Here is a 23,260-nt window from a genome sequence, read left to right as displayed (position 1 = left end):
TTGCGGTCTGGTAGGCAGAGAATTTGTGAGCATCCTACAATCAATGGGTTGACCTGAATGACTGGCACGGGGCGATAACAGTGAAGCGAAGCGTACGATCGACAAAGACAATTGTGGGAGGGGCGGCGATCGCGTTCCTTTCAATGGCGACACCAGGGTTGGCGGCTGAGAAGCTCAATTTGCGGCTGGGGCCGTTTGAGCAGTCGGTTCGGGTGACTGATTTAGAGAAATTTGCCCAAACGGGAGAGGTTCCTTCAGCGTTGCAGCTTTATTCGCCCGTGTTGACTCCCGAATTGCGAAAAGCGTTGACGAGCCGATTGCAGCTAGACCCCAATTTGGGCAGTCAGGTCGTTGAGGAAATTCTGAAGTCTGCGTCAGGCAAGCGATTGTTAGAAACCTTGCAGCAAGCCTCCCCAGGGCTGACGATCGAGCAGCTTCAAGCCGGATTTTGGCTCGCCGCCAGACAAGCGAATGGACTGGATGCCATCAGTGTGTTGAAGTCAATTCCTCAAGAGACGGTGACGATCGATGTCACGCAAGCGATCGGGGTGGCTTCTCAAGTCAACTTTTCTCTCTGGAAGAGTCAAGCCATTAGTTCGCGATTAGAACGAGATTTGACGCAAAAAGGGGCTGAGTTTCGTCCCACGTTTGACCCCTCGGTTCCGGGTGCGGCAACGGTGCAAAAACAAACGTTCACTTTTAGCGATCAAGCCAGAAATCGCACAATTCCAGTTGATATTTATTCGAGTCAAACGGCTCAAGGGCCGCTGGTTGTCATCGCTCCCGGATTTGAAGCAAACCGGAGTTTTTTGGGATATCTAGCGCGTCATTTAGCGTCTCACGGCTTAACGGTGGCGGCTCTTGAGCACCCTTCTCTCGCCAATCGGGGCATTCCTATTTCTCTCAAATTAGATCAGCTTGTACCTGCAAGTGAGTTTGTCGATCGCCCCAAAGATATTAGTTTTGTTTTGGACGAACTGACGCAACTCAATCAACAATCTGGCACTCTGCAAGGCAAGCTAAATACTCAGCAGGTGTCGGTGATTGGGCATTCTCTCGGCGGCTATGAAGCCCTGGCCCTCGCCGGAGCAGAACTCAATTTGGATGATCTACGCACCTTTTGTCAAAGCGGGAATTTGCTTCAGAGAGTGCCAGCAGATTGGCTCCAGTGTGCGGCATCAGGCTTGCCCAACCGTCAAGTGAATTTACGCGATCGCCGAGTCGTGCAAGCGGTCGCCCTTAATCCTGCGATCGGTCAAATTTTTGGCAAGTCAGGCTTAACTAAAATCGCCACTCCCACTCTAATTTTGACCAGCACAGAAGATACCTTAGCGCCGACCTTTAGCCAACAGCTTCAACCCTTTTCTCAATTGCCCAAACCTAAATATTTGGTAACCGCGATCGGCACGACTCATCTCAGTGTCAGCGATCCGGACAACTTTAGTGGCGCGATCGGTGAAGGAACCTTGGTCAAAGAGCGCAGAGGCCAAGAAGTTGCTCCATTGCGTCAGTTTCTTCAGGGTGTGAGTTTGGCATTTATCAAACAGCAAACACCAGAGGCCAAAACATATGAAACGTTTCTCACCTCTGGCTATGCTCAATCTATTTCTACGCCTGGTTTACCACTGCGACTGAATACAGAAATCCCTGCCAGTCTGTCGCGCTGGTTAAAGTTAGCGTCTATTTTCTAATCAGCTTTTTAAGAAAGCGATCGCTGTCTAATAGACGTAAATTCGATCATGAGACAAGTTGATTAGCACAGTTCAATGAACTCCTTCACTTCAGGTTTGAGAGCATTCCCTAAACCTCCCACAATCACTCCCACAACCACTTCCACAATCAAAGGACTTTAAATCAAAGTAAATCAAAGTTCTATAAGTCCCCCAAATTGGGGGGTTGGGGGGCGAAGATCTCAACAACGAAGCGAATAACTCAATCAAATCCACATGTCTTAGCTTGCGCCAACTCCAGCAGGAAACTTGATCTCGGCAGGAGCCTGTTGACCATCGGGCTTGATAGCCTTACCTTCGACAAAAGAGCGTAGCATCCAGGCCATTTCTTCGTGTCCTTCCATCAATCCGGTGAGGAAGTCAGCCGTTCCTTCATCGTGGAATTCTTCGGAGCATTGGTCAATGTGTTCGCGCAGGTTGCGAATAATTTCTTCGTGATCCTCTACCAGGTTTGTCACCATACCATCCGAGGGAGGCACATCACCTGTGTGTTCTTTGATTGTGGAATACTGCAAAAATCCTTCTGCTGTGCCGACAGGGAAGTTGCCCAGAGTGCGAATCCGTTCTGCGATCGAGTCAATGTTTTCACTCAAAATCTGATATTGCTCGTCCCACAATTGATGCAGTGAACGAAACTCAGGGCCGGTGACATCCCAGTGATATTTTTTGGTTTTGATCACTAACAGGTAGGTGTTTGACAGGTCACGGTTCAAGAGTTCACAGACACCCTGACGCTGTTCATCCGTTAATCCAATATTTAACTTACGCATTTGAATCGCTCTCCAGCATTGCTGTACTTTGACTATTGCAACAAATCGCAACCAATCTGAGCATCAGTCATAAGGAGGAAGGGCAAGGTGAACGCGATCAATTCCCCGCCTCAAAAGGTAGATTTCCTTCTTACACTGAAATGGCACGGTTCAGGAATTTGCGATGTCAGAACGTTTGGATCGACTTGAAGCCATGATGGAAAGTCAGTTTGCCCTCAATGCTGAACTGAGAACAGCGATCGAGATTCTCAACAATACTGCACAAAGCCAACGACAAGAAAGCGCCGAACTGCGAAAAACAGCCGAAGCCTTTTTACAAGTCGTTCAGCGACATCAGCGAGACATTGAGCTTCTCACAACCGATCGTCAACATCGCAGCGATCGACATGGCGCTTAAACAGGACTCACCTTAGCCCGATAGAGTAAGCGATCGCCTTGACGATATCCCGCATAGCGCACTCTGACCAATGCTCCGATTTCTGCGGTGCCGTCCATTAGTTGGTGTTCTCGAGGATTGTAGGGAATCTCAGCAGCTACGGAAGCGATCGCTTCAATTCCCCAGTCTGCCAACAGTCGCTCAACAGGACGCATTAAGGGAAGCAATTTTACAGCAGCTAGCTGCGAATTTTGTTGTGCTGCATAGCTGGCCGCCGACCATTGTAAAATCCACGGCTCTAGCGTTTGTAAACTCACTTGCTGAAATTCTTGCCACAGTTCTTGACGCTGTTGGGTTAAGCGTTCTTGAAGGCGTTGGTATTCCTGTTGATAGTCTTGTTGGGTGGATGAAGCGTTATCATCGACAGACAGTGTGTGAGAAAGTGTATCTTGGGTGAAAGCTGCGAGAAAGTTAGAGAGTGTAATTCCCAAAGTTTCTGCTAGTTTTTGTAACATCTCGACCCGCATCTGTCCGATTTCACCTCGTCGCAAACGCATCACTTGCTTTTCAGAAACACCCGACTTTTGAGACAGTTGTTTAAACGTAGAAATCCCCCCCAACTGCATGAAGTGCTGCAACTGAGGGGTAAAATTTGTCTGACTTGATTGAGTCATCGCGTTACGAGAAGACTGAACACTCTAACTCATAACCCAATTCGGTGAAGTTTTTTCGCTTTGTTATTCAGCACTTTTGCCCCCCAACCCCCCAATTCTGGGGGACTTTCAGACAAGCGTTCTCTAACTCAGGACGAGATTGCAACTTCAGACCGGATTCAGGACAACGAATGCAGAACGACTAGAATTTTTTCATCCCTCATCCCTCATCCCTCATCCCTCCTCGCGAAGCGGAACGAAGTTCTCCCTCGCTCCTACTCCAACAAACTTCTCAACATCCAAGCCGTTTTCTCGTGAGTTTGCAGACGTTGGGTGAGCAGATCGGCCGTGGGTTCGTCGCTGGCAGATTCGGCAATGGGGAAGACCGATCGTGCCGTCCGAGCCACCGCTTCTTGTCCTTGCACCAGGAGACGAATCATCTCTTCGGCTTTGGGGACACCAGGGGTTTCTTCGATCGAGCTAAGTTTCACGTATTCGCTATAGGTGCCAGGAGCCGGAAAGCCCAGCGAGCGAATGCGTTCAGCAATTAAGTCAACGGCCAGCGCCAACTCGGTATACTGCGTCTCAAACATCAGATGGAGCGTGTTAAACATCGGGCCGGTGACGTTCCAATGGAAGTTGTGAGTTTTGAGATACAGCGTGTACGTGTCAGCCAGCAGCCGAGAAAGCCCTTCGGCGATCGCTTTGCGCTGAGATTCTTCGATACCGATGTCGATGACTGGATTGGTCGTTTGAGTTGCCATAGTTTTCTCCTGAATGGTCTTCCAAATAATTGTGAAAAGAGAACGGCAGGCTTAAGTGATTTAACTGCCTTTAAGAAAATAGCCGAAAGCGTCAGATTCTCAAAGTTTCTAAGCAAATCGCCTCACGCTAAATGTCTTTGCAACACCGATCGCGGCGCACGTCTGACCCGGCAGAGAATCGTTTCGTGCCCCAGACGACTACAGGCTTCGTAGCGGTGACAGCCAGAAAAGCCATAAAACTGGCCGTCTACTTCTAACACATCGATCGGTTCTTGTAAGCCAATCTGGGCGATCGACTCCATCAAGGCCGCCACTTTAGTCTGATCGTTTTGCCGAAACAAAGGGCGACGAATTGCTTGAATGGGGATTTCTTGTACCCTAACCATACGCTACTCTTTTGGGTGACTTCTAAATCATACTCGTTATGACTACGGCTTGACAACTTATTTTGCTAGATTCGGTGTGAATGCGCTCAAATTCCTCACTTCGGTTGCGACTTCGGGAAGCCTCCTAAATGCTCCACAAGTGAGGGACTTTGAGCTAGATGTAAACGAGTCCTCTTATCCGAAAGTCCCCCAGAATGGGTAGTTGGGGGGCAGAAGATCCAAACAACGCAGCGAAAAAACTTAATCGACCTCACCGAACTTTAAATGATGCCAACTTCAGACTCAAACCACGATCGCTCAAATCGACATCCCAAATGCTGTTGGATTCTCAGCAAATCTTGTTCAGCGCTGTTGAGGCAGTTGGTAGCGCCTGGAGAAGGCGTAATGTTAAATCGAATGCCGTTTCCAGGGTCGATTTCTGCCTGACCGAGAATCAGTTTTTGCTGCGTTTTGTCGATAAGCTGAGGACGAATTCCCCCCACGCCATGCGCGAATTGTAGATCACTCAACTGTAACGAGGGCACAATTTTTCGAGCATCTTGTAGAAATAGGCGACGCTCAACCAGCGGCACTTCAAACGCCATATTCTTGAAAATGTAGTTACGAATGTCAGGCACTTTTAACAAATCCCACAAAACGCTAACCACTTTTCTATCGAGACGCAGCACTTCCAAATATTCGCCCAACGTCCGCAGGTGATAGCGTTCCAGTAAAGGCAGCGGCAGGGCGGTAGGGCCAAATCGCGTCTTACCGGGCACCGTCACATCAGGGTCGCCATGAATCGCCGCAAAAGGCAGCTTATCGTTTTGCACCGTGTAAACCTTGCCGTTGAGAACCTGGGGCGTAAAGTAAAAATTGCCCGCGATCGGCAAACAAGAATACTCCAATCCGATTCCCATGCGGTGAGCAAACAGTAGGCTGTGTCCCCCCGCTGAGACGACCACAAACCGCGCCATCAACGTGTCCTCAGCCGTCGTGATCCGGTAGTTTTTGCCGACTGGCTCGATCGCTTGCACTTGAGTTCTGAGTCTCAAGTCGATCGTTTTGTCGGTCGTTTGCGCCTGATCGACAAAGGATTGGGCCAGAGTGCCGTAGTTGATGGCGGTGTATTCATTAAGTAGGGCGATCGCGGCTAGAGATTCGGGGCGATCGTGCCCATTGAGATTGACGACATTGGGTTCGACCTCAGCGATTTGAGCTTTCTCTAAAAACTGCATTCCGCTAAAGTGAGGCTGAAATTCTGTATAGCGATGGTGCAAAAGCTCACATTCTAAATCGCCAATTCCCAACACCATTTTAGGAAACTTGTAGATCACCTGGTCTCGAACAGCAGGCGGCAACTGCTCCCCATAGCGCACCAGCATTCGAGCGGCCCGTCTGACTTTTAGCGCTTTTTCTAGCGTGTAGTTAGTCTCAATGTCGCCACAGTGAATCGTCTGACTATTGTTGGTTGCTTTAGAATTGACGGCTGCGATCGTCGGATACTTCTCCAACAGTGCGACTCGTTTTAAGTCAGTAAACTTTGACAACGCATACAGGAGGGCCGTTCCTGTTACCCCACCTCCAATGATCACAACGTCATATTCCGCCATGCTATCCCCTTGAGCGATCGTGCTTATTTTCTCTATTGTGTCGTAAGTGGCTCTCGATCGGGAAGGTACAAATTTAGTTAAGATTCCACTGAGTGCTTTTGAACGGTTCTAGTTTGTGTTGGTTAAACATTCAACTTGGTGTTTCTCTGATAAATGGTTAAGTTTGAAATTAGCATTGACGTTAGCGTTCTAGTTTGACGGTGAATGACTATGAATTGTTCATGAATTGCAGATGAAACTGGGGCGATTGATTTAGGATGAACGAGGTCTAATTTTAATCTATTAGAGAGGCGCGAGGATTGGGCAATTTATCCATCGAAGAGCAAGCATGGCAAGCACTTGAAGAATCCATTGTCTATTATCAAGGACAACCCGTGGGCACGATCGCCGCCCTTGATCCAGAGATTGCGGCATTGAATTATGACCAGTGTTTTATTCGAGATTTTATTTCTTCGGCACTGTTGTTTTTAATGCAGGGCAGACCTGAGATTGTCCGCAATTTTTTAGAAGTCACGCTCAAATTACAGCCCAAAACAGGACAGCTAGACTGCTCAAAACCCAGTCGTGGCTTGATGCCTGCTAGTTTCAAAATTGCGTCATTTAACGGGCAAGAATATATCAAAGCAGACTTTGGCGATCATGCGATCGGTCGAGTGGCTCCCGCGGATGCCTGTTTGTGGTGGGTGATTTTGCTGCGCGCTTATGTGATTGCGACTCAAGACACTGAGCTAGTTGAGCGAGAAGATTTTCAAGAAGGCATTCGTCTAGTTTTAGAACTGTGTTTGGTGACGCGATTTGATATGTATCCGATGGTGCTGGTTCCTGATGCGGCTAGTATGATCGATCGTCGCATGGGCCTATATGGACATCCGCTCGATATTCAATCGCTGTTTTATGGTGCGCTCAAAGCGAGTTTGGAGTTGCTGACTCCCAATCAGACAAACCAGTTTATGATTCGAGCCGTCAAAAACCGTCTTGATCCGTTGCTCAAACAACTACGAGAACACTATTGGCTAGATCCAGAGCGGCTAAATGTGATCTATCGCTTTCAAGTCGAAGAATATGGCGAAGAAGCGCTGAATCAATTCAACATTTATTCTGACTCGATTCCGTTTTATCGGTTGGCTAACTGGCTGCCCGAAGCGGGGGGCTTTTTGGCAGGTAATTTGGGCCCGTCCCAGCTTGATTGCCGCTTCTTTTCGTTGGGCAATTTGATGGCGGTTATCCTGTCACTAACGACTGAACAACAATCGCACAAAATTCTCAACTTGATCGAGCTACGCTGGAGCGATCTAGTGGGTCAGATGCCGATGAAGCTCTGTTATCCCGCCCTCGAAAACTCGGATTGGCAGATCGTCACGGGGGCTGATCCCAAGAATCGTCCCTGGTCATATCACAATGGCGGAAGCTGGCCCGTTCTTTTGTGGATGTTGACAGCGGCGGCCAAAAAAATGGGTCGAGGCGAATTGGCTCACCATGCGATCGCCGTTGCAGAACGTCGGCTCGTCCAAGACCAATGGGCTGAATATTACGATGGCCCAGACGGTCGGCTCATCGGCAAAGAAGCGCGAAAATTTCAGACCTGGACGATCGCGGGTTACTTGTTAGCCAAGGAGTTGATCAAAAATCCCGATCACTTAAAGCTAGTGACCTTCTGGGAAGGGATGAGGGATGAAGGATGAGGGATGAGGGATGAGAGATAAAAGAAGGGATGAGGAATGAAGGGTAAAGATGCCAGAGTTGATAACGTTTGCTTGATTGAGTTTTTTGGCTTCGTTGTTTGGGGCTTCTGCCTCCCAAGCTGCCAGTTTTGGGGGACTTTAAGACAAGATTTGTAGTTCAAAATCTCTGGCTTATAGAAGATTTATAGGCGTTTCAAAATCTACAATTGCGGCATTTCACCACACGTCAATTCTGAGCCGTAAACGATTCATCCCTTATTCCTTCTTTTATCCCTCACTAATCAATCGCAACAGTTCATCTGTGGAGACTTTGCCGCTCATCTCTGTTCCTTCTAATAAACTGTCGGCCAGGTCGCGCTTGTGGTGGTGGAGATTGACGATTTTCTCCTCGATCGTACCCTCCGCCACGAGTCGATAAATGGTGACAGGGCGGTGCTGACCGATGCGATGGGCGCGATCGGAGGCTTGATCTTCTACAGCAGGATTCCACCACGGGTCCATGTGAATTACATAGTCAGCGGCGGTGAGATTGAGTCCAGTTCCTCCAGCTTTGAGGCTGATTAAAAACACATCGCCATTGCCCGATTGAAAGGCATCGACTCGTTTTTTGCGATCGCCCGCCGGGGTACTGCCATCCAGATATTGATAGCGAATATTTTGGCGATCGAGATAGTCGCGAATCAGATGCAAATGATCAACAAACTGACTGAATACCAGCGCTTTGTGGCGGTTGTCTAATAGCTCTGCGAGGACTTCTCCAAACAGTTGTAGTTTGGCACTGGGCAACGTCATATCAGAACTGACTAGCTGTGTATTACAACAGGCGCGACGTAGCTTCATGATTTCTGCTAACACTTGCAGATGTTTTTGTCCCGCGGCCGCATCGCTGTTTGACAGTTTAGAAATGGCTTCTCGGCGCAGCGCTTCATAAAATGCCATTTCCTCAGAACTTAGCTCGACGTTTAGCACGATTTCCGTTCGAGACGGGAGTTCCTCTAGCACCTGATTTTTGGTACGGCGCAAGAGAAAGGGTTGAATTAGTTTTTTGAGTTGGTTGCGGGCTTGTTTGTCGCCATATTTCTCAATCGGTGTAGCAAATCGTTGATTAAAACTTTCTAACGAACCAAGCAAACCGGGATTGATAAAGCGAAAGAGATTCCACAGTTCGCCAAGATGATTTTCGATCGGCGTTCCCGTCGTCAATAGTTTGAATCCGCCCTGCAAATTCATCGCGGCTTGCGATCGCTTGGTTGCAAAATTCTTGATCGATTGGGCTTCGTCTAAGACGATCGTTTGCCAGGAAACTTTAGCCAATTTTTCCGCCAGTTCTTCTTGCTGCAACAAGCCATAGCTGCATACCAACACGTCAAACGGCTGCAAATCATCTAATACTTTTTGGCGATCGCCGCTCCCAAATTGAATCATATTCAGCGTCGGTGCAAATCGTTGGGCCTCGCTCATCCAATTCATACAAACCGATGTAGGCGCGACAATCAGCGTGGCACCCTGGGGCGCACGAGTCAAAATCACCGCCAGCGATTGCAGGGTTTTGCCCAATCCCATATCGTCTGCGAGACAGGCACCGACCCCCCAATGAGCCAGCCGTGCCATCCAGCGAAAGCCGTCGATCTGATAGTCGCGTAGGTCAGCCTGCAAAGTGGAAGGTAATTCTGGTTCCAGGGTTTGCACTTCTTTGAGACGTTGAATGTGAGCTTTCCAGTGTTGATCGACTTTGAGATCGCCCACTTCATCAATCCAGTCTTCGATCGCCAAAGCCGCCAGAGGATGAATTCGTAGCCCTTTTCCCTGTTTGTCCCCATAGGTTCGCAGATCGTCCAACCGTTTGCGAAACTCTTGCGTCAGGGCGACAAATTCACCATTACCAAGCGGAATAAATCGACTCGAACTTTGTCCCACCAATTCCATCAAGCGTTGCATATCGAGAACGCGATCGTCATCCAGCCTCACTTCACCTGTGGTATCAAACCAATCATTTTGACGTTGAATTTTTAGTTTAAAGTCATTCAGTCCAGCATGATGACTGACGCGCAGTTTTTCACCTTGAGGCCATTCTAAAATGACGCGATCGGCTATATTTTGCAGTTCTAAAAGTAACTCTAAACAATCTTCTGGATCTTCAATGAGCCATTCTCCATCGAATTCTTCATAGTGAGACAAAGTGGAACAAGCCTCGATCGCACTCTGGGCCAATTGCTTTTCTTCGCGCAGATTTCGTGTGGTTTGGAGCCGTTTACCTTCGATCTCTGCCAGAACGATCGCCCCACCCGCCCCCGGACGATAATAAGAGCCACCTTGAGCAAACGGACGCACCAACACCGCCACTTTTAGCCCCGTCCCCGCAGGCAATAGGTGAATGTGAGGTTTGGGATCAGAGGGCACTTCTTCGGCAACGACACCGCCCCCAATGTCAGAATGCACCGTCACAATGCTAGAGACCGCCTGAATCGCAGCCAGTACCCGTTCTTTGGCGGCTGTGGGCACTTGTAAGCGATTTTCCTTACCCAAGATTTCTGCAATTCGTCGATGTTCGGCGGTGATTTCGATGACCTTCAGACGAGTCGGAGTTTCCTTGATGGCGAGAATCTTTTTGTCTCCCTTGAGGTCGGGTGAAAACTGTAGCGTTAACTGATCCCCTTTGCCTTTTTTGACCAGGAGTTCGGGTTCTCCTTTGACGACTTCAATTTTCGTCGCTGGCGTTGCGTCCCAAAAAACGAGTGGATGACCGATGAGAGAAACGATCGCTCGTTCGCCAAAGGCATAATCGATCTGACCGTAGTAACCATAGTTGTAGGCTTTGAGGTGAGAGCAGACCTGAACATCCTGCTGCGTCAAATAGCTAAAACTATTGGGATTGGTCAACCGTTTGAGGGCGATATTGCGACCCTTGCCCCATTCTCCTTTGGCGTTGAGGGCTTGCTCACGGGGTTGGAGCAGACAGCCCGACGTTGAGTAGGTGACAAACCAGGCGAGACGTTGATGAGTTTCAGATTTGGCGGCAGGCTGGGGGTCTTTGTGCAGATTGGTCAAGGCAGTCAGGCAGAGTTCCCACGGCTCCTGATGTTGAATCAAACCAGCCAAAGGAACAATGCCGTTTTCTTGACGCACTTTACCTAATGGACTGCGAGGTTTGAGCCGCAACAAAATTTCGCCCGTTTCCAGCATGAGCCAGCGATATTCAGCGGATTCAGCTTTGCGATAAAACGGCTCCAGCAGCTTAGGCAGATGAGTTTTGGCATAGTTGGCATCTACCCACAAAACGCACAGCGCCAGAAACAGAATCTCTAAACTGTGACTGGTTGAGTCGGGAGCCAGGCTAATTACAAACTCTTTTTGCGAGAGATCGCCCTGCTGAAATTGAGCGACTTTTTCTAGCGCCACATAGATCGTACTGAGCCAGTGTTTTGCTTGTCGTCCCAGCCCTGCATAGATTTCGGCTCGTTTGAGACTATCGCCCGATCCCTTTCTGAGCAAGGCTAATACAAAAAACAGTCCACCGACTGAGTGAAAGTAGGCTTTCTTTTTGCCGTGGCCTTTCTGGAGAGCAGTGAGGGCGATCGTATACTCTCCAATTGCCGCGTCATCTTCTCCCCGCAAAAAGTGTAGCCATCCTCTCAAAGCGGCGGTGCTGGTGCGGTAAGGCTCAGAGAAGCGATCGCAGATCTCCTGAGCTTGTGACAACTGACCCCGCAGGAGCAACTGTTCGGTAAGCAGAATGCGCTGCATGTCGGCACTCGACGCTTTCTCACACTCCGATCGCAGCAGCGAAAAGGCTTCAGGTGCAGGAGTCAAATTTAGAAGCGAATCGTTGAGAATGCAAATCAGGGCCGTTTCATACAATTCCTGGGGCAATGTGCAAAACCAATCGGCATCAAAGGGATTGTTGCAAACCCGCGTTAGAATGTCGCCAATTGAAACTTTGTTGAGATGATAGCTATATCTTTCGTAATCTTCTAACTGTTGCTCGATGTATTTAACATCTTTGCGATAGAGTCCAATCCGAACTTCGCGAATCAGTTGTTGTTCATTCTTAAAGTTACGTGGCCCCTGGTCTTTCCAGCGTTGAGGAATGGGTAAAAATCGCTCGATCGCACTCACAAATGCCTCAAACCGTCCCGCCTTTACAGCATCACGAGTGGCAACTTCCACCAATAGCGGATTGCACTGAGGCCCCTGTCCGCCCTGCTGAATAATTAATTGAACTTCGAGTAAGCGATCGAGATAAACCTTCAACGTCGAACTGACAAACGCCTTGTCTCGTGCATCTCGTGTCCCGGTGTGGTTGACGCAGTTTAGAAATGCAGTTCGGCTGACTGGCTCATAGATGACTGAAAGCAACTGAACGATCGCGCGATCGGGAGCCGCCAAGTTTTGATAGTTCTCAATTAGCTGCTGACGAAGCTCTGTTAGATTTGGTTGAGAGTCAGTCATAGCACTTGATGGAGACAAGAGTTGATAACACTAAAAACAATGTTCTCAAGATCTAATTCTAACCATTTAGAAAATCTCCCCGAACACCATTTGGATTAGTGTACCAGACGCTTAATTTTGAGGAGTTGCAAATCTAGGAGAACACTCACCCAAAATGACAGAAAAGGACAGGGAAACTGAATCCCCCATCCTTTTCAATTCAGACTTTTTAATCTAGAACCTTACCGAGTCATGCTGCCGATCAGGTGCCCGAAGTCCAAGAGTTGATGTACTCGGTTTGCGCGGCGCTGAGGGTATCGATCGAGAAGCCCATTGCCTGCAATTTCAAGCGAGCGATCTCTTGATCCAGCTCTTGAGGAATCGAGTAAACGCCAGGGGTCAGCTTGCCCTTGTTTTTGACAAGATATTCAGCCGCCATCGCCTGGTTTGCAAAACTCATATCCATCACCGCACTGGGATGCCCTTCAGCCGCCGCCAAGTTAACCAGACGACCTTCGCCCAAAACGACGATCGACTTGCCACCCTTGAGCTTGTACTCTTCGGTGAAGTTGCGAACGGTTTGCACATCAGTGGTGCGTTCTTTCAGGGCTTCGAGATCGATTTCAATGTCAAAGTGACCAGAGTTGGAAACGATCGCGCCATCTTTCATCACGTCGAAGTGTTCGCCCCGGATCACATGCTTGTTGCCCGTCACGGTAATGAAGATGTCGCCCTTCGTTGCCGCATCCGCCATCGGCATCACCTGAAAACCATCCATCACAGCCTCGATCGCCGCTACAGGGTTGATCTCTGTCACGATTACGTTGGCACCCATGCCTCGCGCCCGCATTGCCGTGCCTTTGCCACACCAGCCATAACCCGCGACGACGATCGTTTTGCCCGCCAAGAGAATGTTGGTCGCCCGAATGATCCCATCCAACGTGGATTGGCCTGTGCCGTAGCGATTGTCAAAGAAATGCTTGGTTTCCGCATCGTTGACGTTCATCGCCGGGAAGGTCAGTACGCCATCGCGGAGCATCGCCTGCAACCGCACAATTCCTGTCGTGGTTTCTTCGGTCGTGCCGATCAGGTCAGCGAGTTGGTGTTTGCGGTGTTGCACCAGGCTGGCTACGACATCACAGCCGTCATCAATGATGATGTTGGGACGGTGATCCAACGCAATCTGAACATGACGATGATAGGTTTCTGCATCTTCACCTCTAAAGGCAAATACAGGAATTTCGTAGTCTGCGACCAGACTGGCTGCCGTATCGTCTTGGGTCGAGAGTGGATTGCTGGCAATGAGAATTGCATCTGCACCACCCGCTTTAAGGGCGATCGCCAGATTTGCGGTCTCGGTCGTGATGTGGCAGCAAGCAGTAATTTTGACTCCAGCAAACGGCTGCTCTTGGGCAAAGCGATCGCGAATCTGTTTGAGGACAGGCATTTCCCGCCCAGCCCATTCAATCCGCTGTTTACCAAGAGGCGCAAGCGAGATGTCTTTGATTTCGTACTTCGCCCGGACGGGAGTTGCAGTCATGAAGTTGTTTCCTCAGAAAAGTCAAATGTGGGTGTGAGGGATTCGTTCCCCTCTTAAAAAGTTAGCCTGCAATCTTCAGAGTGATCTACTCCAGAGTCAGCCACCTTTATTTCTCAGGGTGAATCTAACACAGGTGAGATCGCTTTGAGTGCCCCGCAGGCGATCGTCTTAAATCAGCCGCAAGCGATCGCAATGCCAGTCACAAGGCATTAGACCAGGCGGACAAGAGGCTGCTGAAGCGTGAGTTTGCGTATACGGAGACCATCCCTGAAGAGGCTATGAACCCCGATTTATCCTTCATCAGGTTCCATAGGTAAGTCAAGTCCAGACCAGAAGCTTGTTCTGCGCTTAATGAGCATGGCACAAATCTCTGCTCAATTGTAAAGATTCTTTAAACCTATCAACTGAACCACTCCGTCGTCACACTGTTCAGTACGTGTGTACTATAATAGGAATCAGTTGAGTTGTTTCCCCATCGCAAGCAGGTTTCAGCCTGGTGTAAGCAAACTTTGTCAGCGACCTTTTGGAGTTGACTCAAAGAGATCGCCCTTAGCAAATGCCAACTTTAATCCTCAGTGCTTTTACTTGACCTCTCTCAATCTTAACTGAAGTCGGAAAGCCACCCTTGACGGGTAAAATCCTGCGTCCAGTCGGAGCGTTTGAAGACGGTAATTGCACCACTCAAACCCCAAAATCTGTAGTGAGCATTGGCTACAATATATCTATCAAAAGAGTGCTTCAATCTATGCAAATTGGTCGCTTTTTCTCCTTACAAAGAGGACGAGTTGGGCAATATCTTTCCCCCAGAGTTTTAGTGGTCAGGCTGCCTTTTCAGCTAATCAAGCCCCAAGCATTTTGCTACTTCGGCTTTGAAAACATCACTCAGGCCCAAAAATTTGCCCAACGTTTGACGGTTTCTGGCTACCTTTTTCAGCTACAGAAAAGTCAATTTATCACCCATTTACCTTACGAAATCAAGCTTCTAGGTCACACCGACCTAGCTAAAGCTCTCGCTTACTGGGATCGACAAGACACCAAACAGTTTGGTCTTAACTCCAAGCCCTCTGTTGCCGCTCCTAAAGCCAAACGAGAAGCCGCGATCGCTTCGAGTCACCCGCAAGGAGTCGCCGCCTAATTTCCTGCCTCCCGCCTCTCTTCCCCTTGTCAATCGTTGTGGTCTTGAACTACAATAGTACAAATGATTCAGGTTCTCATGTCATGACCAAACATTACATTCTGCACCTTGACCCCGCCGCCAAGTACGAATGGGATCGTTGCTCTTTGCGTGACCCCATTACCGCCGATCGCCCCGCCATTGCCGAACTGATTGCCGAAGCCGTGGGTGAGCAAGCTGGCTCTTATTTGGTCGCCGTCAAGATCGAAGTCCAAGTTTTAGAAAAAGCGGCTCCTGCCTCCCAGCCAGTTCACACACACGAGTTGCCAACTCGACCCCTTGCGGGTAACTCCGAGAGATCGGCGCTCCCCCAGCTTCAAGAACTCGTGGCTTAAGGGCTGCTTTTTGTCCGTTGTTCGTAGTCCAGCGTTGATTAAACGCTCAGTCCGCTACTGACCACACCCAATCTTCGAGGAATGCCGTCATGAAACTTCGTTTAGGTCAATATCCCGCCGCGATCGCTCAAGCTGCCCAACATGTGAATGAATTGGAGCAACACATCGCTGAAGTCCGTCAACACATCGCTCGATTAGAAGGCAATGCCGATATGGTGGTGGCTTTTGAAACTGCGCTTAAAAACGACAACCAGCGCAAAGCCCGCCGATTTGAAGTGCTGCAAGTCAACCAAGAATACTCCCGCGCCGTCGATGCTCTCAATCGGGCCACCACCGAAAAATCGAATGCCCTGGCTCATTTAGAGCATTTACGCAATGAGTTTAGCGTCGCCAAACTAGAAACCCGTCTTACGATCGCCCAACAGCTAACCGGACTCGAATCCCGCGAATTGGTTGGTCTGTAATCTCAGTCAATGATTTAAGGATAAGCAGTGGAGCAACTCAAGTTCTGCTGCTTTTACGTTTGAGCTTTCACGTTTGGAGCTTTCACGTTTGAAAGTGTGAAACTAACTTCAGTTCGATGAATCGCCTGCAAATTTAGAAACGCTCCTCGATTTCCCCATCCGTGAGGGACGTTAAACCGCAAATTTGTCAGCAACGCAGCAAAAAAGCTTTATCGCGTTCGCAATTAAAAAAATGACCCTCACCGATCGGCGCAGGTCACTCAGTTGATTCAAGTTCTTCAGAAAAGAGTAGTGGAATAGGCAAATTTATGCAAGGACAAGTGGTGGAGGTGATTCGAGAAATGATGAAAACTCAGGGCATGAGTATTCGCAAAATTTCGGCAGAGATCGCCAAAGAGCATGGAGGAAGCGCCCTGGGCTATACGCAACAAATTCACCGCATTTTGAATGATCCTCAGTACGAACCAACCTTTTCGACCGTTGAAAAGATTCTCTCAGCCCTCAAGTGTTCACTTTGGCAAACAAGTCAACCCGACCTCAAAGCGATCGAATGTCGATTAGAGCATTTGAGCAGTGATGTGGCAGATCTCAAGACGATGATCACATCGCTTCAGTTGACAGTGGAGACGATCGTCACTCATCTCAACCCCACTTGAGAAATTCCGACCCATTCCCTTATCCCTTTCGTATCATAAGAACTAGACCCCGAAGCATAATTTCATCGCACCATGACTCTGATTGTTGTCACGCCTCAAGAGCTTGAGTTTTTTCGCTCAGAATTAGCTGACCACCCCGCTGCTCTGGAAGCGTTGAGAGTCATTGAGGACTGTGACGGTGACTTAGAAGATGCAGCAATCTCATTAGCGATTCGAGCGGGGCAAGAACCCGACACCAACGAGCGCTGGATCGAAGGGTTAGCCAAACGCTGGCGACATATTCTCTGTCATACCGAGATTAAAGAAGGGCTAGAAGATGGGCTGTCAGGCGACGTGATGGACGCGATCGCTGCCGATACCGAAATTCCCTCTAATCTGGTCATCCCGGTGGCTATCTACGTTCTCAAGACAGGGGTGCAAACCTTTTGTCAGCCTTTAGAAGAAAAAATCTAAAGAATTGTCAGTATTTTTTTAAGAAAATAGGTATCCTCGCTAGTTTCACCGCTACAATTAACCACTACACAAGGACATCGGGTTTGAGTTCCGGCAGTGGTTGTGGCGAAATTATGAAAAGAGAACTAAAACGAATCGAAGAAACGTTGAATCAGCTAACGGTTAAGGTTCCTGGCTCGACATCCGTGAGTGCTCCCAACGCTTCTGCTCAAAGTGCGACCAAGGCGCTGTCGTTTGAGGTGCAACCCAGAGCTGCGACCAAGCCACCAGCGACCAAGCCCGTCAGAGCCGCCATCGCTCCCGCCAAACTTTCTGCCCCAGAGGAGTCCGCGACTCAAACCGTTACTCTGGACGCAGAAAAAGTCTTTGTTCAGCCTTTCACTGTCGAGCCGTCAGAATCCAAAATTCCTAATCTACCCAGGCTCAAAACGCCCACCTTTAGCAGCCACAAAAATGGGGCCAATCCCTTTCTAGCCAGCAATCTACTTAAAGAACTGCAGACCACCGTCGAGAGTTGGCAGACTGAGCATCACCAAATTTTGCGTCAGATTCAAGATCTCTATCTGGAAGGCCCGATCGTAGACGGTTGGCTAGAGTCGCATTCTCAAGAGCCAGAGGTCGATCCCTCGGTTTTGCGTCACGCCGAAGTCGATCGCTTGTTGGACTACATCGAAGAAATCTGTGCCAGTCCGGATCAGCAAGTGACTTGTGAAACGCCGCGAACAGGCTATCGATTGTGTGGGCTGAATGCAGACGGTCAGCTTTGGTCTTGTCCTTGTCCTCCCGAACAGGTGCCGAGTCTGAGCCTAGCGATCGCCCGTCACCAAAAACTTCGTCAGCTTCTCGGACGCAAACAACACCTCGAAACTCGCCTCAATCAACTTTCAGAAACCCTCGTCGTCATGCACAGCCATCTTAAAGAGTAGGCATCAGGACAAAAACTTTAAGCGCGCTACAGTCCCTGCAAAGTTTAACCAGAATTCTACGGATCTTGATCTTGCCTGTGTGTGTTGTGATGTAGACAACTCCAAGCGTCAAACCCTCTCTGGAAACTGAAACCATGCCCGACCCCCAGGTATCTGCCATCATCTGTACCCACAATCGGGATCACTATTTGGGACTCGCGATCGACAGTCTCCTCTCCCAGTCATTTGCCGATTTTGAAGTGGTGGTGGTGGATAATGCGTCGAGCGATCGTACCCGCGAAGTCGTCGAAGCTCGCTTGAGCGATCCCCGGTTAAAGTACGTCTACGAGCCAATTACCGGACTTTCGGTTGCTCGAAACACGGGGGCAAAAGCGGCAAACAGTGAGATTCTGGCTTATTTGGATGATGACGCGATCGCCACTCCTGACTGGCTAAAACATCTCTACGAAGCCTATCAGCAGAATGAAAAGCTGGCGATCGCAGGCGGCAAGGTAACCTTACTCTGGGTGAATGATATGACTCCTCCGCCCTGGCTCTCTGATGGATTGGCTGGCAACCTGGGTGCTTACGATTTGGGAGATTCGCTAGTGTATGTCGATCGTCCCGGTTTGACTCCTAGAGGCTTAAATTATTCAATTCGACGAACGTTTTTAGAACAAATTGGTGGCTTTGATCCCAATCTCGGCCGCGTCGGCAAAAACCTGCTTTCTAACGAAGAACTGCACATGACGAATCTGGCCTTGCAAACGGGTTGGCAGGTTGCTTATCTACCCGATGCGCTGGTCGCTCACCATGTCGCTCCTGAGCGCGTCAATCAAAGCTGGTTTCTCAGTCGAGGCTGGTGGCAAGGGATTAGTGAATGTTACCGCGAACAACTCGCAGGCGAGGCGGGTCTAGGGCAGTTTCGTCGGGGCGGTGAGCGGTTGATTCGGGGACTGTACAAAGCGGTCAAGTTTGTATCTGATCCTGCACAGCGGTTTGAAAATCTTGTTTACAGCTATGGTCAAATCGGCTACTTGATCAAAGCGACTCAGGGGCTAGTGTCCCCTACAGCGGGAGTTAAGCGATCGTAACGAGAACAATTTTCCACCAAAAGAGTCATCCGTTATAAGCTACAACTTAACCTTAGATAGAAGCACTCCCGTCAAAAGTGCCTCCGTTCTCTCAGCGATCGAGTCATTAAAAGCGCAATTCATCCCTTTAGAGTTTTTTAGCGTAGTTTGACTGATTTCTCAACTAAAATCTACGAAACAGTTTTTAAGCTGATTCCAAGTGTGTTTCTGTTTTTGATGAGTGTTTGATCAGTTTTAGATTGACTATTTAGCTTGACTAGACCGCTTTTTCTTATTAACTCTCGACGCGATTTGCTATGACTGCGATCCAGGTTTCTACTGACCCTGCGCCCCAGACGACCACCTCGATTCGGCTACTCATTCAGGATGCCTATAATCAGGGTGCGACGGCCCTTTACATGCAGATTGGTCGATCGCCGTTCTTTCGCGTCCACGGAAAGCTGATTCCGCAAGACCATCTACCGATCTTGACCCCCGATCGCTTTAGTCATTACGTTCAAGAAGTTTTGACAGCGCCTCAGCTTAAGCAGTATCTAGAGACCCAAAAGCTGGATACCAATGTACAAATTCCTGGCTTTATGCAGGGGCGCGTCAATTGTGGGCCGACGACGCAGGGCGTTCAGGCGATGAGTTTGAGTTCGATTGCCCTCGATCAGCCCAGCAGCGAGATTGAGCAACAGGGCACGATTCGCGGCATGGTCGAAGATGCCTGCAAAAAAGGCGCTTCTGACATTCACCTCCAGGTGGGTGAGGTGCCGCGCTACCGGATTCAAGGACATATCCGCCTGCAAGAAAATTATGGAGTGATTACGCCTCGCCAATTTGAGGAATTTTTGGAGGAGGTGCTGTCTCCAGAACAAAAAGACAACTTTCGCAGTCGGCAAGAACTCGACACCGCCGTTTTTTACAAAGGATTAGTCCGCTGTCGGGTCAACTGCGCTCAGTCGATTATGGGCGGCGTGATGGTGTTGCGGTTGATTTCTTTAGAAGTGCCGACTGTGGGCAAGATGGGGCTGCCTGATGTCCTGTGCAGACTCGCAGAAGAGCGGCAGGGACTCATTCTGGTCACCGGCCCTGTCAACTCTGGAAAATCAACGACGCTGGCCGCCATGTTGCGCCATGTCAACGACACGCTGCCGCGCAAAATTGTGACGATCGAAGACCCGATCGAGTACGTTCATACTTCTAACCAATGTCTGATTACCCAGCGAGAAGTCGGGCTACACACTCAAGAATTTAAAGAAGCGCTGAGAGCTGCTCTGAGACAAGATCCCGACATTATTCTGATTGGGGAGATGCGCGATCGAGAAACCGTAGATACAGCGATTCGGGCTGCGCTAACGGGACACCTGGTACTAGGAACGCTCCATACCAAAGGCACGGTCAACGCCCTTAAGCGCCTACTCAACTTTTACACGCCTGACGAGCAAGACATTGTACGAATGCAAATCGTCGAAGCCATGCAAGCAGTGATCGGTCAAGCCTTGGTGCCAACTGTCAAAGGGGGCCGCACCGCCGCAATGGAAATTATGCTCAACACCGATACGATTCGCGATTACCTGCAAAAGGGCAGTATTGATGAGATTTATCAACTGATGGAAGAAGGTAAAGACGGCTCTCAAACGATGAACCAAGCTCTCTTTGACCTCTATGAAGCGGGCGTTGTGACCCAAAGTGATGCGGTGTCCGTGTCGCTCAACCCTGAAGACCTCAGCTACATGATGAAAAACTACACGCGACGATCGAGTCGATCGGGTCTGATGACGACTGAATATTTCAATAAACCTGCAACCTGACGGGCGTTTTTGCCGGGGATACCGAGAATGGGAGGGGCAAATTTTACTGCCTCTTTTTTTGTGCTGACTGGGGAATGGCTCACAACTCGCTTCGAGTAACCGTTATGGGCAATTGTTAAGTTTTTCCGCTTTACATCTCTTAACAACTAAAATATTAAGGAATGTTACGGAAAGGGTGAACGACCACTTGATTCTAGATTCAGTGATATCAACCCTGCAAAACATAAGTGCATCAAAGATTTCTATGGAAAGCCGATCGAACTTCAAATCAAAAGCGTTGCACAGCTTTACATTTCTTAATGATTTGTGGGTAAGATAGGTCAGTAAGTATAAATCCTCATTGACTTCCGAAACGCCTCTAACCTGGTCTGTCAACCCCTGGGATTTGTGGAAAGTCACCGCCTCACCCTGAGACACCCCGATTACACCGCCACTCCCGCTTCCCCCCTATCGCTCTGAGTCTGGCACTCTACAGGCTTTCCACCTTCGATAACGGGGATACAGATTCAGCAAAGAAGCTTCACAACGAACAGTAAACAGCGTCCTCCCTACAAAATTGTTTAGGTTCTCATCGTGAGTACACACTTCCCCTGGCTAACAACGATCATTCTGCTACCCCTGGTAGCGTCTCTCCTCATTCCGGTCATTCCCGATAAGCAGGGCAAGACGGTTCGCTGGTATTCGCTGGGCGTAGCGCTGACTGATCTCGCCCTGATTGTCTACAGCTTTTGGAACCACTACGACTTCCAGAATTCAGCGTTTCAACTCACTGAGAGCTACGCTTGGGTTCCTCAGTTGGGCATTAATTGGTCTCTCGCAGTAGACGGCATTTCAATGCCCCTGGTCGTTTTGACAGGATTGGTGACCACGCTCTCGATTTTGGCAGCCTGGAGAGTAGACAAAAAGCCCCGCCTATTTCACTTTTTGATGCTGGTGATGTATGCGGCTCAGATTGGAGTGTTTTGTGCCCAGGACATGGTTCAGTTCTTTTTGATGTGGGAAATTGAACTGGTTCCGGTTTACATTCTGATCGCAATCTGGGGTGGCCCAAAACGCATGTATGCAGCGACTAAATTTATTCTCTACACGGCGATCGGTTCTATTTTTATCCTAATTGCTGCCCTGGCGATGGCCTTCTATGGGGATCACGTCACCTTCAACATGCAGGAATTGGGGCTAAAAGAGTACTCCTTAACCTTTGAACTGTGCGTTTACGGAGCGTTGCTGATTGCCTACGGAGTCAAGCTGCCGATTTTCCCATTCCACACTTGGCTGCCCGATGCTCACGGCGAAGCCTCTGCTCCCGTTTCAATGGTGCTGGCGGGCGTGTTGCTCAAAATGGGCGGCTATGCGCTGATTCGCATGAACCTGGAGATGCTGCCTCACGCTCACGTCTACTTTGCTCCGGTGCTGGCTATTTTGGGCATCGTCAACATCGTCTACGGGGCGCTGGCTTCCTTTGCCCAACGTAACTTGAAGCGGCGGATGGCTTACTCCTCGATCTCGCACATGGGCTTTGTGCTGCTGGGATTGGCTTCGTTTAGCGACCTGGGAATGAGTGGGGCGGTGTTGCAAATGGTGTCCCACGGACTGATCGCGGCGGCGCTGTTCTTCTTGGCAGGGGTCACCTACGATCGCACCCACACGCTCGATCTAGATGAGATGGGCGGTTTGGCGAAAAAGATGCCCAGTGTGTTTGCGCTCTTTACGATCGGGTCGATGGCCTCGCTGGCACTGCCTGGGATGAGTGGATTTGTCGGCGAACTAGCGGTCTTCTTAGGATTCACAACCAGTGATGCTTACAGTTCTTCTTTCAAAGCGGTGATTGTGCTGCTTTCGGCGGTGGGTCTGATTGTGACTCCGATTTACCTGCTCTCGATGCTGCGCGAAATGTTTTATGGCGAAGAAGGCAAGGCGATCGCGGGCGCAGTTTTGCTAGATGCCAAGCCCCGTGAGTCTTTTATTGCGGCTTGTCTGCTGCTGCCGATCGTCGCGATTGGTCTCTATCCCAAGCTGATCACGCAAACCTACGATGTGAAGACCGTCCAAATTGCGGCTCATGTCCGAAGTGCGGTTCCGGTTGTGGCTAATCAGCACCTCGAAACTCTCCCTCAGTTCTCCTTTGTGGCACCTGCCATTCAGCAAAACGAGTTGCTGGGTCTGATGAAGTAGTTTCGCCCAAAAGATCTCGGTTGGCCTGGAGGTGTTATGCTTCCGGGCTTTTTTAGTGCCAATTTGAGGCGTTTTTGGGCTTCGTTGTTTACGGCTTCTGCCCCCCAAGCTGCCAATTTTGGGAACTTTTGGACGAGGCCGTCGATTCAGAGTCTCTTACCCATAGGAATTTAGGAAGCAACCCGACTCGGCAATCTAAGCGAACAATCTCATTGAGTTCACATCGCGTTAAGAGAAACGTGAATTCGATGAAATCCCTCGCTGTGGCGATCACTCCAGGCAGCCCCCTA

At 49.4% G+C, this 23,260-nt stretch carries 19 protein-coding genes; 12 read left to right on the top strand and 7 right to left on the bottom strand.

All coding sequences use genetic code 11. The features are described 5' to 3' along the window. Positions 1–80 precede the first annotated feature (80 nt). Positions 81–1,691, top strand: coding sequence for an alpha/beta hydrolase (locus ACKFKH_RS20850; RefSeq protein ID WP_446860266.1), 1,611 nt, complete (start codon positions 81–83; stop codon positions 1,689–1,691). Between the two features lie 260 nt (positions 1,692–1,951). On the opposite strand, the gene ACKFKH_RS20845 is transcribed toward ACKFKH_RS20850, so the two are convergent. Beyond that, entirely contained in the window at positions 1,952–2,500 is a 549-nt protein-coding gene (locus ACKFKH_RS20845) for a Dps family protein (RefSeq protein WP_446860265.1), read from the bottom strand. Positions 2,501–2,663: 163 nt separating this feature from the next. On the opposite strand from ACKFKH_RS20845, the gene ACKFKH_RS20840 reads away from it, so the two are divergent. After that, positions 2,664–2,897: a hypothetical protein gene (locus ACKFKH_RS20840; protein ID WP_446860264.1), complete on the top strand. Its 234-nt coding sequence runs from the start codon at positions 2,664–2,666 to the stop codon at positions 2,895–2,897. Here ACKFKH_RS20840 and ACKFKH_RS20835 read toward each other — a convergent pair. The 4 genes from ACKFKH_RS20835 to ACKFKH_RS20820 all read right to left on the bottom strand — a co-directional run bounded on the left by ACKFKH_RS20835 (position 2,894) and on the right by ACKFKH_RS20820 (position 6,271). Beyond that, positions 2,894–3,550, bottom strand: coding sequence for a helix-turn-helix domain-containing protein (locus ACKFKH_RS20835; protein WP_446860263.1), 657 nt, complete (start codon positions 3,548–3,550; stop codon positions 2,894–2,896). The two genes, ACKFKH_RS20840 and ACKFKH_RS20835, sit on opposite strands and share 4 nt — an antisense overlap. 254 nt (positions 3,551–3,804) lie before the next feature. Beyond that, positions 3,805–4,293, bottom strand: a complete 489-nt coding sequence (locus ACKFKH_RS20830) for a Dps family protein (RefSeq protein ID WP_446860262.1) — start codon at positions 4,291–4,293, stop codon at positions 3,805–3,807. A gap of 122 nt (positions 4,294–4,415) precedes the next feature. Beyond that, positions 4,416–4,679, bottom strand: coding sequence for a sulfiredoxin (locus tag ACKFKH_RS20825; protein WP_446860261.1), 264 nt, complete (start codon positions 4,677–4,679; stop codon positions 4,416–4,418). A 260-nt stretch (positions 4,680–4,939) separates the two neighbouring features. Next, positions 4,940–6,271: an FAD-dependent oxidoreductase gene (locus ACKFKH_RS20820; protein ID WP_446860260.1), complete on the bottom strand. Its 1,332-nt coding sequence runs from the start codon at positions 6,269–6,271 to the stop codon at positions 4,940–4,942. A 299-nt stretch (positions 6,272–6,570) separates the two neighbouring features. Between ACKFKH_RS20820 and ACKFKH_RS20815 the strand changes: the two genes are divergently transcribed. Beyond that, positions 6,571–7,953, top strand: a complete 1,383-nt coding sequence (locus ACKFKH_RS20815; RefSeq protein ID WP_446860259.1) for a glycoside hydrolase 100 family protein — start codon at positions 6,571–6,573, stop codon at positions 7,951–7,953. A gap of 267 nt (positions 7,954–8,220) precedes the next feature. On the opposite strand, the gene ACKFKH_RS20810 is transcribed toward ACKFKH_RS20815, so the two are convergent. Next, on the bottom strand, positions 8,221–12,402 hold the full coding sequence (locus ACKFKH_RS20810) for a DEAD/DEAH box helicase (RefSeq protein ID WP_446860258.1): 4,182 nt from the start codon (positions 12,400–12,402) through the stop codon (positions 8,221–8,223). 241 nt (positions 12,403–12,643) lie between these two features. Next, positions 12,644–13,921 carry an adenosylhomocysteinase gene (gene ahcY / locus ACKFKH_RS20805; protein WP_446860257.1) on the bottom strand — a complete coding sequence of 426 codons (1,278 nt, stop codon included), beginning with the start codon at positions 13,919–13,921 and terminating at the stop codon, positions 12,644–12,646. 625 nt (positions 13,922–14,546) lie between these two features. On the opposite strand from ahcY, the gene ACKFKH_RS20800 reads away from it, so the two are divergent. The 9 genes from ACKFKH_RS20800 to ACKFKH_RS20760 all read left to right on the top strand — a co-directional run bounded on the left by ACKFKH_RS20800 (position 14,547) and on the right by ACKFKH_RS20760 (position 22,970). Beyond that, positions 14,547–15,056, top strand: a complete 510-nt coding sequence (locus ACKFKH_RS20800; protein ID WP_446860256.1) for a hypothetical protein — start codon at positions 14,547–14,549, stop codon at positions 15,054–15,056. An 83-nt stretch (positions 15,057–15,139) separates the two neighbouring features. After that, positions 15,140–15,430: a hypothetical protein gene (locus ACKFKH_RS20795; RefSeq protein WP_446860255.1), complete on the top strand. Its 291-nt coding sequence runs from the start codon at positions 15,140–15,142 to the stop codon at positions 15,428–15,430. A gap of 89 nt (positions 15,431–15,519) precedes the next feature. Continuing rightward, positions 15,520–15,894 carry a hypothetical protein gene (locus ACKFKH_RS20790; RefSeq protein WP_446860254.1) on the top strand — a complete coding sequence of 125 codons (375 nt, stop codon included), beginning with the start codon at positions 15,520–15,522 and terminating at the stop codon, positions 15,892–15,894. 308 nt (positions 15,895–16,202) lie between these two features. After that, positions 16,203–16,550: a helix-turn-helix domain-containing protein gene (locus tag ACKFKH_RS20785; protein WP_446860253.1), complete on the top strand. Its 348-nt coding sequence runs from the start codon at positions 16,203–16,205 to the stop codon at positions 16,548–16,550. Between the two features lie 72 nt (positions 16,551–16,622). Beyond that, positions 16,623–17,003 (top strand): hypothetical protein, encoded by a 381-nt coding sequence (locus ACKFKH_RS20780; protein WP_446860252.1) that lies wholly within the window; start codon positions 16,623–16,625, stop codon positions 17,001–17,003. Between the two features lie 113 nt (positions 17,004–17,116). Continuing rightward, positions 17,117–17,929, top strand: coding sequence for a hypothetical protein (locus tag ACKFKH_RS20775; protein ID WP_446860251.1), 813 nt, complete (start codon positions 17,117–17,119; stop codon positions 17,927–17,929). Positions 17,930–18,063: 134 nt separating this feature from the next. Beyond that, a complete protein-coding gene (locus ACKFKH_RS20770) occupies positions 18,064–19,002 on the top strand; it encodes a glycosyltransferase family 2 protein (protein WP_446860250.1) in 939 nt (312 codons plus the stop codon). A gap of 296 nt (positions 19,003–19,298) precedes the next feature. Next, positions 19,299–20,798: a type IV pilus twitching motility protein PilT gene (locus ACKFKH_RS20765; protein ID WP_446860249.1), complete on the top strand. Its 1,500-nt coding sequence runs from the start codon at positions 19,299–19,301 to the stop codon at positions 20,796–20,798. 570 nt (positions 20,799–21,368) lie between these two features. Then, positions 21,369–22,970 carry an NAD(P)H-quinone oxidoreductase subunit 4 gene (locus ACKFKH_RS20760; RefSeq protein ID WP_446860328.1) on the top strand — a complete coding sequence of 534 codons (1,602 nt, stop codon included), beginning with the start codon at positions 21,369–21,371 and terminating at the stop codon, positions 22,968–22,970. Positions 22,971–23,260: the final 290 nt, after the last annotated feature.

Source organism: Phormidesmis sp. 146-20, from assembly GCF_052939475.1.
Note: the sequence above shows the minus strand (reverse complement) of the source record. Positions and strands in the feature narration are given on the sequence as shown.